Source organism: Faecalicatena orotica (genome assembly GCF_905197545.1).
GTDB classification, from domain to species: Bacteria; Bacillota; Clostridia; order Lachnospirales; family Lachnospiraceae; genus Faecalicatena_A; species Faecalicatena_A orotica.
In genome coordinates this window covers 106,717-118,347 of record NZ_CAJJZH010000007.1, presented here as the reverse complement: position 1 = coordinate 118,347, position 11,631 = coordinate 106,717, and the positions used below count along the sequence as shown (strand labels likewise).

The following is an 11,631-nucleotide window of genomic DNA, read 5'->3' as shown; positions in this document are numbered from 1 at the left end:
CCAGACTTTGCCGTCCTCCTATTTGATAACAAGATTCTCAGCTTTCATCACGTCAATCACCTGATCTACATATTTTTCACAAATTTCATCGGTTGAAGCCTCTACCATGACACGGATCACAGGCTCTGTACCGCTTTCTCTTACAAGGATCCGGCCGTCAGTTCCAAGTGCCGCCGTCACATCCTCTACTGCTTTCTGTACAGCCGGATTCTCCCGTGCCGTCTTTTTGTCTGTTACGCGGACATTTTTCAAAAGCTGCGGGTAAATCTTTACTTCTTCGCATAATTTTGCCAGTGACTGTTTTTTCTCCATGATAACTTCCATGATCATGAGAGATGTCAGGATGCCGTCACCGGTCCTTGCATGTTTGCTGAATATGATGTGCCCGGACTGCTCGCCGCCCAGCACATAGCCGTTCTGAAGCATATTTTCATATACATACTTGTCGCCCACGGCTGTCTGTTCGTAATTCATGCCTATCTTGTCGCAGGCTTTGTATAATCCTAAATTAGACATGATTGTCGTTACGATTGTATTTCCCGCAAGACGCCCCTGCTCCATCAGGTACTTTCCGCATACATAAAGGATCAGGTCACCATCTACGATATGTCCATTGCCGTCTACTGCAATACATCTGTCGGCATCGCCGTCGAATGCGAATCCTACATCCAGTTTTTTATCCTTTACATACTGCTGAAGTACTTCGATATGTGTCGATCCGCAGTTTGTGTTGATGTTTGTTCCATCAGGCTCGTTATTGATGACATAGGTCTTCGCTCCCAGCGCATCATATACACTCTTTGCGATCGTGAAAGCACTTCCGTTCGAACAGTCAAGGCCAATTCTCATGTCTTTGAAAGAACGTGTAGCAAGTGAGATCAGATGACCAATATAGCGGTTTCTTCCTGCTGCATAGTCGATTGTGCGTCCGATGTCTTCCTTCGTTGCAAGCGGGAGTTCTTCAATCTCACCGTCAATATACGCCTCGATCTTCTCTTCTACCTCTGCCTCCATCTTATGTCCCTGACCGTTGATGACCTTGATGCCGTTATCATAGAATGGATTATGGCTCGCTGATATCATGATGCCGCAGTCAAAGTCTTCTGTCCGGACAACATAGGAAACACTCGGTGTTGTCGTCACATGAAGCAGGTATGCATCTGCTCCTGATGCCGTCAGCCCAGAAGCCAGTGCATATTCGAACATGTAGCTGCTTCTTCTTGTGTCCTTTCCGATTACGATTCTTGCCTTATGTTCTCGTCCAAAATACCATCCCAGGTAACGGCCGACTTTAAAGGCATGCTCGACAGTCAGAACTACATTTGCTTCTCCTCTAAATCCATCTGTTCCAAAATATTTACCCATATGTCTTCATCCTCTTATCATCTAGTTTCTGGTTGCCATGCTGCTTAGGGCATACTTTCTATACCCCGGGATGCAACATTCATTAACATTATATTCTGATATGGCTCAAGTTACAACATTTTTTTATGGGCAGGCGCGTTACTGTTTACAGATTTGTCTGTGAACAGTAACTACAAGAGTGCCTGTGAACAGTATTCAGGAGGCGGTATACTAACTCTCCATTTTATTTACGATGGCACGCGCTACACACAGTCCATTCGCTGATGCCTGCTGCAGTCCTCTCGTGATGGATGCGCCATCCCCCATCGCACGCAGTCCTTTCACATTCGTCTCGAAGTTCTTATCAACCAGTACTTTATTAGAATAAAATTTAACCTCTACACCATATAAAAGTGTCTCGTCGCTGGCAATCCCCGGCGTTACCTTATCCAGCGCCTTGATCATTTCGTCAATGGCAACCATAATCCGGTGTGGGAATACCAGTGACAAGTCACCCGGTACCGCATCCTTCAGCGTCGGGGTAATATTGTTTCGGAGCAGGCGCTCTTCCGTGGTCCTGCGGCCTCTTCGGAAATCCCCATAGCGCTGGAGCAGAATCCTCCCGCCGCACAGCATATTACCCAGCTGGGCTATATGTTTACCGTACTCAATCGGGGATTTAAACGGCTCCGTAAAGTTCTTGGATACAAGAAGGGCGAAATTCGTATTGTTCGTCTTCATATCCTTTGATTTATACGCGTGCCCGTTTACAACCGCAAGGCCGTTTTCATAATATTCCGTCGCAACTTCTCCGGACGGATTTGTGCAGAATACACGGACTTTATCATCAAATGTAGGCGTATAATACACCAGCTTTGCCTCGTAGAGCTTTTCATTGAGCTCTTTCATGATCTCGTCACGGACTTCCACCCGGACTCCGACATCAACCGTTCCGTTTCTGGTTTCGATATCATGCCCCTTGCAGATATGTGAAAACCATTCCGAACCCTCCCGGCCTACCCCGGAGACAATCTCCGGTGCATAATAGCTCTCACCTTTATCAGTCGTGACTCCTTTTGCGGCTCCGTCTTCTATAATAATATCTTCTACCATTGTCTTAAACAGAATCTCCACGCCCGCATCCAGCAGATGATGCTGAAGCCGGGTATAAATCTTGTACCCTTCTTCTGTTCCCAGATGCCGGATCGGACATTCAATCAGCTTTAAATTAGCACGGATTGCCTTGGATCGTATGTCAGTGATCGCCTGCTGGTCTTCAATACCATACACTTTCTTATCGGCTCCAAACTGTAGATAGATGCTGTCTGCCTCATTGATTAATTCTGTCGCCTTTTCATAGCCTAGAATCTCAGGGAGCGTTCCCCCGACATCCGGTGACAGTGAAAGCTTACCGTCTGAAAATGCCCCGGCACCCGCGAAACCTGTTGTAATCGAACATGGCTGGCAGCCGACACATACCTTTGTCTTTCGTTTCGGACACCGCCGGTCTTCAATGCAGCGTCCCTTCTCAACCATTAAAATCTTCATATCCGGCTTCTGGCGTTTCAACTCATATGCGCAGAATATACCAGACGGGCCGGCACCAATAATAATAACATCATACTGTTTCATCTTATCCCTCGGCTTTCCTACAAATACAGAATTGCAAAGGGGTCAGACCCCTGCGCAATTTCCGCACAATTCCTACAATATCAATACTAGCACACATTTTTTCACAGAACAAGGCTATACAATCCGCCTGATTTAAGGTAATATATAAGAAGTGCAACTAACTGTTCACAGTCCTGAACAGTTACACTTAATATATAACAGGCTATGGAGGGCTTTATGATTAAATTAGTAGCAAGTGATCTCGACGGCACTCTTCTGCAGGGCGGAGCCCAGAAACTTACACCACGTGCCATTGAACTGATCCATCAGCTAATAGAAACAGGCGTACGATTTGTATCTGCCAGCGGAAGACAATATGACAACCAGCGCAGGGTGTTCGAACAGATTAAGGACGAAATATCCTATATTGCCGAGAACGGCTCCATCTGTGTTCATCAGGGCAAAGTAATTGCCCGTGCCACGATTGATGACGGCCTGTGTGCCAGAATCATCGAGGAGATCAAGCGTGAGAAGCATTTTGAGATTGTGGTATCCAGAGAGGACTCCTGCTTTATCGAAAACAATGATCCGGCTTTTGTAGACCACATTGTTAATATTATGAAAAATACGACCCAGATTGTAGATGATGTTGCGGCAGTAGAGGGACCTATTTTAAAAATTGCAATCTGTAATATGAAGGACGGCCCCCACATTATCGATAAATATCTGAAGCATCTGCAGGATATGTTCGGCAGCGAAATCAAGGTCGTTACATCCGGCAACATCTGGATCGATTTTATTGCCCCCGGGGCTAATAAAGGGACTGCACTGCAGACACTACTTGATCAGCTTCATATCAGCCCGGAGGAATGTATGGCTTTCGGCGACCAGTACAATGATGTAGAGATGCTCCAGCTTGTAGGAACCAGTTATGCCATGTCCAATGCCGCACCCGGCATCTCCTATTACTCAACTTATGTCACCGATTCTGTGGAAGACGTACTTGAAGACCTGATTGGAGAAATCAATTAACCCAAAAGAAGCCGGGCGCTAATGTTGAATCATCCATTAGCGCCCAGCCTCTTTTTTCAGTGTTCTGACACCTTTTTCTGTCAATTGTCTTCCTCGTCAATGATTTCAATATTCTCCATTGCATAAGCCAGTGCCATACACATAAGTTCATTTCTGGAACGATTTGTTTTCTCTGCCCATAAATCATACTTTTGCTGTAGCCCCTTATCTATTCGCAACGTCATGTTCACGGTCTTTTCTTCTTTATATATCGGTTTTCTCGCAACTCTGAACTTCACCGGCTGCTTCTTCTCTTCCATAGACCCACCTCCAACTGTCTGGTAACTGTCTACATTATATTATGCAACAGACCCTAATAATATATTGCAAATTTGCAATGTATCATGTATTATTAGTTATATTGCAACATATGGAATATATTAACCAGGTAGGAGAAAAATGAGTAAAGAAACTTAATTTCCAGCATTTGCGAAATATAAAACAACTCATCAGGAGAGACACCATGTATGATGATAATTTTACCACAGACCCGGAAGAATTCCAAAAGATAAAAGAATTACAAATAGAAAAAGAAAAGATACTGTTTTTGGCCTTATGCTCGGAATCCGATTCGAAACTGATACTGAATGAAGAGAAGATGACAGTGAGGGACTTTGAAAGAATCACATATCTCCTGCAGCAGCTTGGCCTTCACAATTACTGCGCTGCGTTTGGAATCCGGCATTCTGACCTGCTGAAAGAACTCGGTAAACAGATTGAATATGACATCCTGAATGATACCGCTGATGCCGATACAGAAATGTTTTTAAGAAAGCACTGGGATGATGCATTCCTTTCCCAGCTCCCGAAAGGGAAGATCCGGACATATCTGAAAAAGCTATTCGAATAATAAGACAAAAAGACCTGCCGTTATTTATCCGGCAGGTCCCTTTGTTCCTTTAACCTTTTTATTTTAATGTACCACCTGTAATGTTTCCGTCACCCCTGGTAACGATACGATGGTGTTCCTGTTATATCCAGTTTGATTTTGAACAGGCCGCCGGCATGAGGATACTGTTCCTCATCCGTATCCATTTTTGCTGTAGTGATGTAAAGTTCATTCATATCGGGGCCTCCAAATGTACATGCTGTCACATTCTTCGCCGGAACTTCTATCTTGCACAGCAGTTCGCCGGTCTTTGGGTTCCACCTGCTTACACATCCGCCTCCCCACAGTGCGATCCAGAGCATGCCGTCATCATCTACAGTCATGCCGTCGGGCAGCCCCATCTCCTTTGGTATCTCCACTGCTATTCTGCCATTTGAAATACTACCCTTTTCAAGATCAAAATCAAATTCCTGTACCGTATAAGTCTGGGAATCAATAAAATACATTTTCTTACTGTCCTTCGTCCAGCCAAGCCCGTTTCCCTGTATTACATCTGACAGCTTTTGTTCCGCCTTTCCATCCGTATCCAGACAATACAGACCACAGTCCGGTATTGCCTCTCCATATCCGGTATCCAGATTTTTACTCATGGTACCTGCCCAAAACCGCCCCTTTGCATCACATTTACCATCGTTGAACCGATGATCCGGATATTCCGCCTCAGGATCAGCAATCTTTTCCAATCCGCCTCCCGGAAAATCAACGAAATAATAGCCATGCTGCATTGCTGCGGCAAGCCCGCCTTTCTCCCTTACTACTGCTGCCCCCAGATTCTGGTCAAAGCTCACGTGATGTTCGATTTTCCCATCAAATGAATAAATACGGTTTCCCAGCAAATCCACAAAATAAATCGTTTTTGTAGGCTCATCCCAGCATGGGCCTTCTCCGATCAGACATTTCGCATTTAGTACTAATTCTACATTCATTCTGACACCTCTCTACCTTTCTGCCGAAAAATGATAACAAATATTTCTTTCCATCTGCTCTCCTGCTTTCAGTCCGATTTCACCAAAATGTGCATAACCGCTGGCGAAGGGAAGCCGCTGCGCTTCCAGACATACAGATTCGTGCCGGTTATATACCCTGTCCTCTAGTCCCGGTTCATCTTTCAGAAAATTGCCTGTATATAGGTGGATTGCAGGGTAATCTGTGAAGACCTCCAGACATCTCCCTGACTTTTTGTCTTTTAGAACCGCGGCTCTGGTAAATCCACGTTCCGCTTTTAGGAATGTTACATCATATCCTCCATTGTTGGTAAGCATTGGTATCTCTGAATGAATATCCAGCCCAAGCTCTTTTTCCTGAGTAAAATCAAAGGGCGTTCCCCCCACACGCAATATCTGTCCGGTTGGTATCAGTTCCGCGTCACTTTCCAGATAAAAACCTCCGTTTATCTGAAGTCTCTGGTCATATATCTTACCGGAAGCATGTCCTCCCAGATTAAAGTACGTATGGTTTGTAAGATTGATAATCGTGTCTTCCGTACTTTCTGCATGATGCCGGATATGCAGCCTCCCTTCCCCGTCCAGCCGGTAACTCACTATTACCGTTACACTGCCCGGGTATCCTTCCTCTTTGTCCGGACTTGTATAAGTAAATTCTACTGCATTATTCCTTATTTTTCCATTCCATATTTTCTTATCAAACCCGGAAAATCCGCCATGAGCGTGGTTTTTTCCTTCATTCAGTGACAACTGGTACTCCTTGCAGCCTACCGTAATTCTGCCCTGTTTTATACGATTTGCCACTCTTCCTACCGTAGCCCCGAAAAATGCTTTGTTGTCCATGAATGTTTCCGGGGAAGGACTGGACAAGGCAATGTCATCGACTCTGCCGTCACGATCTGGTGTAAGTATCCGGTAAACAGCCGCCCCATAATTTGTCAGAGTAACCTGAATTCCTGTTTGGTTTTTCAGAGTATAAAACTGAACCCGTGATCCCATACTTTCTATTTGAATGTTTGCATTTCCCGATTCCCGCATAGTTTCCTCCCGTTTGGCATCTTCGTTACTCTACCTGTTTCGCCTTCTTATTCTGCATATAACGGTCAAATGCCACTGCCAGCAGAAGTGCGATACCTTTTACTACCTGTTGTGTATAATCCTGTATATTCAGCATGACCATACCATTGGAAAGCACTCCCATGAAAAGGACTCCGATAATAACAAACGGCATGCTTCCTTCTCCTCCTGAGATGCTGACACCACCTAATACGACTGCCGTAATAACATCCATCTCATATCCGTCCCCTGCCTTTGGCTGGCCACTGTTTACTCTGGCCAGAAGTACGATGCCTGCCAGTCCCGCCAGTGTGGCAGACGCCATATAGACCAGATATTTAATCTTCTTAACATTGATTCCTGAGAGCCTCGTAGCCTCCTCATTTCCTCCTACACCGTAGATATATACCCCATATCTCGTCTTATCCATAAACAAAATACCAATCACAAAAATTACCGCCATAATGATAACCGGTACCGGAATCCCTGCTACAGAACCTTTTCCAAGGAAGAGAATATCCTTAGGAAATCCAAAGACCGGAAGGCCGCCTGTCAGAAGGTAGGCCGTGCCCCTTAATGCAGTCATCATCCCCAGCGTGGTGATTAGAGGAGGAATACTCAATGCATTTATACAGAAACCATTGATTCCGCCCAATGCGCAGCTCACAATCAATACAAGCAGTACGGCTGCCGCCCACGGAAGACCTTTATTCATCAAAAGTGCCGTTGATACACAGGCTACCCCCGCCACGGATCCTACCGACAGATCGATGCCGCCCGTAATCAGGACCATCGTCATGCCTACCGACATAATCCCGACAACTGCAACCTGCCTTAAAATATTGATAATATTACTTACAGCAAGGAATTGCTTACTCGTCACAGAAAAGAACACAATCAGGACTATCAGGACTACGACAATTCCATATTTTCCAAGAAAACTTACCAGATTTACTTTTTTCTTCTGCATATTCTAACCTCCGTTTTTATTCCCCGTTCAGCTCTACAGCCCTGATGCGATTGCAAGCATTCTCTCCTGGTCAAACTCTTCTTTGCTCAATTCGCCTTTTATACAGCCTTCATGCATGACAATAACCCGGTCTGCCATTCCGAACAGTTCCGGCATTTCAGACGAGATCATAATGATGCTTTTCCCCTGTGCAGTCAGCTGGTTCATGAGATGGTATATCTCCTGCTTTGCCCCGACGTCGATTCCTCTTGTCGGCTCATCAAATATCAGGACGTCACAATCCGTTGCCATCCATTTTGCCAATACTACCTTCTGTTGGTTTCCTCCTGACAGAAATTTGCTAATTTGGCCAAGTGAGGGTGTTTTTATCCGCAGATCATCTTTCAGATCTGAACATTTTTTATGTATGTCCTTCTTATCCAGAAAAATTCTTTTTGTTTCCTGTTTCAAGATGGAATAGACGATATTATCCTTCACACTCATCCCGAGCACAAGCCCCTGATCCTTTCTGTCCTCTGGCAACAGGCCAATTCCTGCTTTGATTGCATCCTTTGGGGAATGAATCTTTACCACTTCCCCATTTTTCATGATAGTCCCTGACAGTAGTTCATCCGCACCGAATAACGCCCGTGCGGTTTCTGTCCGGCCTGCACCAACCAGACCGCCAAAACCAAGGATCTCCCCCTTTTTCAGGCTGAACGATATATGGTGTATCTTATCCGTACACAAATCTTTTGCTTCCATAATAATGTCGTCTGAAGCTCCGGCACCCCCCGCATACATTTCGTTCAGTTCCCGTCCTACCATGTCTGCAATTAATTCATGTCTTGTGACATCCCTGATTTCCTTTGTACAAATATATTTTCCATCCCTCATGATTGTGACACGGTCACAGATTTCAAACAGTTCCTCCAGCCGGTGAGAAATATAAATAATTGTGATCCCTTTTTCCTTCAGCCGCTTGACAATCTGAAACATTGCGTCTATTTCACGGGTTGTCAGAGGAGCAGAGGGTTCATCCATAATCAGTATATTAGTATCCTCAGATATTGCTTTTATGATCTCTACAATCTGCATATAAGCAACTCCCAGATCTTTTACTTTTGTTTTCGGGTTGATTTCTACCCCCATTTCTCTGGCAAGTTCCGTTGTTTTCTTTTCCATCCCCGCCATATCCAGAAATATTCCCTTTTTCAACTCCTGCCCTAAAAATACGTTCTGTGCCGCAGAAATGTATGGTACCAGATTAAATTCCTGATAAATCGCAGTTATCCCCAGTTCTTTTGCCTGCTTAGGCTCAAATTTTTCATAGGTTTTTCCGTTATATTCTATCGTACCTTCTGTAGGTTCATATGCCCCTGTCAATATCTTGATCAATGTCGATTTCCCAGCTCCATTTTCGCCTAAAAGTGCATGGACCTCACCTTTTTTCAGCTCAAATGACACATGGTCCAGAGCAACCACACCCGGGAACTTTTTTCCAATATTATTCAGCTTCAGTATCGTCTCGCCCATATCTGTTCCTCCTGATTTCCGGGACCGTCTGAAAAAAGCTGAAAAGGCTTTCTGCTCTATCGAATATCTTTTCAAATTTTTATTCGAACAGAAAGCCTCTCATCACCGCTTTATTCCTGAATTACTCACACTTTGTCCTGGTATATGCGTACCTTTTTAATTACTGCCTCATCCTCAGCCATTTATACTTTGCTTTTCTTATTCATTTTCCAAATCTTTATATGCTTCCTGCCAGTGTGGCTGAAGTGTCAGCAATGTCTCCGTCCCTTTCTCTCCATTCACAACCATGTCATACATTCTCTGTGCACATTCCTGTGCAGACTGGTATGGCTGGATGTCTGTAGTCTGGCGGATCGCACATTTCGGGTCTTTCATTGCTTCGATTGCTTCATCTGTATAATCCCCTCCGCCAATATAGAAATCGTCGGTGTTAAGTCCCAGATTCTGTACTGCCTGCCATGCACCGAGGGCATGCTGGTCGTTGACACATGCGATTACTTTGATATCCGGATTGGCCTGAAGTGCTGTTTCAGCTACATTCATTGCTTCTTCCATCGTTTCTGCTTTCTGCCGGTAAACGATTTCGGCATTCGGACACTTTTCTTTGATTGTATCTTCCATACCGTCACCGCGGAGTTTTACCTGTTCCACATGATCCAGTGTGATCAGGCAGACTTTCACTTTTGCCTCATCCTTTAAATAAGTATTGATCCATTTTGCTGCCTGCTCTCCGTTGTTAACGCCGTAAGCATAATCATCAAGTATATTATTCGCGTCTGCATTGGAAACGCCTTGTGCAATTCCCATTACCTTACCGCCGGCTTCATGCACCTGATCCACCGCATCTTCAAGGCTGACCGCATCGACCGGGCATACAAGGATTGCCTGTGCACCTGCTGAAACATAATTTTCAAATTGTGAGAACTGCTGGGCTGAATCATAATCAGATCCATTCACAATTGTCTTAACCCCAAGTTCTTTACACTTATCTTCAAAACCCTGCTGAACCTGTACGAAATATGGATTATCCAGTGTAGGCACTGCAAGTGCAAATGTCAGATCATCCGTATTGCCTTCCTTTGTATCTTCTGTCTTTGTTTCCTCTTTTTTTGTCTCTCCTTTATCTTCTTCCGTACCGGATGAACATGCTGTGAAAGATAATACAAGTGCTCCTGCCAGCAAACATGGCAATACCTTCTTCATCATACTATTTTTCATATCTCTTTCCCCTTTCTTGAAATCCCTGCATCCAGATTTTCTGGCCTGTATTGTTTTAATACCATAGTGTTTTTCCTGCATCGGCTGCACCGAGGCAACTGCATATACCTGAAATTGTGAGTTTCTAATAGTTATAAAATCCTGTTTTGCTCTTTCTTCCCAGAAGCCCCGCGTTCACCATTTTCTTAAGCAGCGGACACGGACGGTACTTCGGTTCCCCCAGGTCAGTATACATCTGGGTCATTACTGCCAGCACAGTATCCAGTCCGGCAAAATCTGCCAGTTCCAGCGGCCCCATCGGAAGATTTCCGCCTAACTTCATAGCCGTGTCAATGTCCTTTGGTTCATTGCCTTCCATAACGAGGAACATCGCCTCGTTCCACATAGGGACAAGAAGCCGGTTCACAAGAAATGCGGAGGAATCAGGCGCCTTCACAGGTGTTTTCCCGAAAGCCTCTGCTGTTTCCATCGCTGTCTTCTCTGTCTCTTCGCTTGTCAACAGTCCCGGTATCACTTCAATCAGTTTCATGACCGGAGGCGGAACAAAGAAGTGCATGCCCACTACCTGTTCGGGTCTCTGCGTAGCGCCGGCAAGCAGTGTAATAGAAATCGTCGATGTATTTGAGGCAAGTATCGTTTCCGGCCTGCACAGTACGTCAAGTTTCCGGAAAATTTCTTTTTTAATCTCTACATCCTCGGTCACCGCTTCGATCACCAGATCGGCATCTGCGCCTTCTTCTATTGAAGCCGCCCTCAGCAGGGCCAGTGCCTTCTCCTTCTCACTTTCCTCCATGCGTCCTTTTTCAATTTTACGCTGTAAAAAATGTTCGATCTTAGCAGCCCCAGCTTTTGCATACTCCGGTGATATGTCCGCCAGAACCGTCTCAAAACCATGTTCAATGCAGACCTGTGCTATGCCGCTGCCCATGATGCCTGCTCCAACCACCATTACTTTTTTTACACCCATTCTTCTTCCCCTTTCCATTCATATTCTGTAATTAGTCATAGTCCGT

11 protein-coding genes are annotated in these 11,631 nt (G+C 45.0%); 2 read left to right on the top strand and 9 right to left on the bottom strand.

The genetic code is table 11. The features are described from left to right. Nucleotides 1–18: 18 nt before the first annotated feature. Together glmM and ABIN22_RS15385 are read right to left on the bottom strand one after the other, a co-directional pair. Nucleotides 19–1,365 carry a phosphoglucosamine mutase gene (gene glmM, locus ABIN22_RS15390; protein ID WP_118620171.1) on the bottom strand — a complete coding sequence of 449 codons (1,347 nt, stop codon included), beginning with the start codon at nucleotides 1,363–1,365 and terminating at the stop codon, nucleotides 19–21. A 210-nt stretch (nucleotides 1,366–1,575) separates the two neighbouring features. Further along, nucleotides 1,576–2,976, bottom strand: coding sequence for an NAD(P)/FAD-dependent oxidoreductase (locus tag ABIN22_RS15385; RefSeq protein WP_346909762.1), 1,401 nt, complete (start codon nucleotides 2,974–2,976; stop codon nucleotides 1,576–1,578). A 216-nt stretch (nucleotides 2,977–3,192) separates the two neighbouring features. Between ABIN22_RS15385 and ABIN22_RS15380 the strand changes: the two genes are divergently transcribed. Next, the gene (locus ABIN22_RS15380) at nucleotides 3,193–3,987 is read left to right on the top strand and encodes an HAD family hydrolase (RefSeq protein ID WP_109732627.1); all 795 of its coding nucleotides are present in this window, start codon (nucleotides 3,193–3,195) and stop codon (nucleotides 3,985–3,987) included. An 80-nt stretch (nucleotides 3,988–4,067) separates the two neighbouring features. Here ABIN22_RS15380 and ABIN22_RS15375 read toward each other — a convergent pair whose 3' ends face one another. Beyond that, nucleotides 4,068–4,286 carry a CopG family transcriptional regulator gene (locus ABIN22_RS15375; protein WP_109732628.1) on the bottom strand — a complete coding sequence of 73 codons (219 nt, stop codon included), beginning with the start codon at nucleotides 4,284–4,286 and terminating at the stop codon, nucleotides 4,068–4,070. Between the two features lie 203 nt (nucleotides 4,287–4,489). Between ABIN22_RS15375 and ABIN22_RS15370 the strand changes: the two genes are divergently transcribed. Continuing rightward, complete coding sequence (locus tag ABIN22_RS15370) at nucleotides 4,490–4,876, top strand: hypothetical protein (protein WP_346909760.1); 387 nt, start codon at nucleotides 4,490–4,492, stop codon at nucleotides 4,874–4,876. 89 nt (nucleotides 4,877–4,965) lie between these two features. Here the strand turns inward: ABIN22_RS15370 and ABIN22_RS15365 are convergent, their stop codons facing one another. From ABIN22_RS15365 to ABIN22_RS15340, 6 genes are all read right to left on the bottom strand, one after another. Continuing rightward, entirely contained in the window at nucleotides 4,966–5,841 is an 876-nt protein-coding gene (locus ABIN22_RS15365) for an SMP-30/gluconolactonase/LRE family protein (protein ID WP_346909758.1), read from the bottom strand. A 12-nt stretch (nucleotides 5,842–5,853) separates the two neighbouring features. Beyond that, nucleotides 5,854–6,897: an aldose epimerase family protein gene (locus ABIN22_RS15360; protein ID WP_346909756.1), complete on the bottom strand. Its 1,044-nt coding sequence runs from the start codon at nucleotides 6,895–6,897 to the stop codon at nucleotides 5,854–5,856. 25 nt (nucleotides 6,898–6,922) lie between these two features. Beyond that, a complete protein-coding gene (locus tag ABIN22_RS15355) occupies nucleotides 6,923–7,885 on the bottom strand; it encodes an ABC transporter permease (protein ID WP_109732632.1) in 963 nt (320 codons plus the stop codon). Between the two features lie 33 nt (nucleotides 7,886–7,918). Then, the gene (locus ABIN22_RS15350) at nucleotides 7,919–9,400 is read right to left on the bottom strand and encodes a sugar ABC transporter ATP-binding protein (protein WP_109732633.1); all 1,482 of its coding nucleotides are present in this window, start codon (nucleotides 9,398–9,400) and stop codon (nucleotides 7,919–7,921) included. Nucleotides 9,401–9,598: 198 nt separating this feature from the next. Next, a complete protein-coding gene (locus tag ABIN22_RS15345) occupies nucleotides 9,599–10,618 on the bottom strand; it encodes a sugar ABC transporter substrate-binding protein (protein ID WP_181368777.1) in 1,020 nt (339 codons plus the stop codon). A 124-nt stretch (nucleotides 10,619–10,742) separates the two neighbouring features. Beyond that, on the bottom strand, nucleotides 10,743–11,585 hold the full coding sequence (locus tag ABIN22_RS15340) for a 3-hydroxyacyl-CoA dehydrogenase family protein (RefSeq protein WP_346909753.1): 843 nt from the start codon (nucleotides 11,583–11,585) through the stop codon (nucleotides 10,743–10,745). Nucleotides 11,586–11,631: the final 46 nt, after the last annotated feature.

Bases quoted from the DNA above. Each gene is read 5' to 3' on its own strand.
- glmM (WP_118620171.1), bottom strand. From the start codon at position 1,365: ATGGGTAAATATTTTGGAACAGATGGATTTAGAGGAGAAGCAAATGTA.
- ABIN22_RS15385 (WP_346909762.1), bottom strand. From the start codon at position 2,976: ATGAAACAGTATGATGTTATTATTATTGGTGCCGGCCCGTCTGGTATA.
- ABIN22_RS15380 (WP_109732627.1), top strand. From the start codon at position 3,193: ATGATTAAATTAGTAGCAAGTGATCTCGACGGCACTCTTCTGCAGGGC.
- ABIN22_RS15375 (WP_109732628.1), bottom strand. From the start codon at position 4,286: ATGGAAGAGAAGAAGCAGCCGGTGAAGTTCAGAGTTGCGAGAAAACCG.
- ABIN22_RS15370 (WP_346909760.1), top strand. From the start codon at position 4,490: ATGTATGATGATAATTTTACCACAGACCCGGAAGAATTCCAAAAGATA.
- ABIN22_RS15365 (WP_346909758.1), bottom strand. From the start codon at position 5,841: ATGAATGTAGAATTAGTACTAAATGCGAAATGTCTGATCGGAGAAGGC.
- ABIN22_RS15360 (WP_346909756.1), bottom strand. From the start codon at position 6,897: ATGCGGGAATCGGGAAATGCAAACATTCAAATAGAAAGTATGGGATCA.
- ABIN22_RS15355 (WP_109732632.1), bottom strand. From the start codon at position 7,885: ATGCAGAAGAAAAAAGTAAATCTGGTAAGTTTTCTTGGAAAATATGGA.
- ABIN22_RS15350 (WP_109732633.1), bottom strand. From the start codon at position 9,400: ATGGGCGAGACGATACTGAAGCTGAATAATATTGGAAAAAAGTTCCCG.
- ABIN22_RS15345 (WP_181368777.1), bottom strand. From the start codon at position 10,618: ATGAAAAATAGTATGATGAAGAAGGTATTGCCATGTTTGCTGGCAGGA.
- ABIN22_RS15340 (WP_346909753.1), bottom strand. From the start codon at position 11,585: ATGGGTGTAAAAAAAGTAATGGTGGTTGGAGCAGGCATCATGGGCAGC.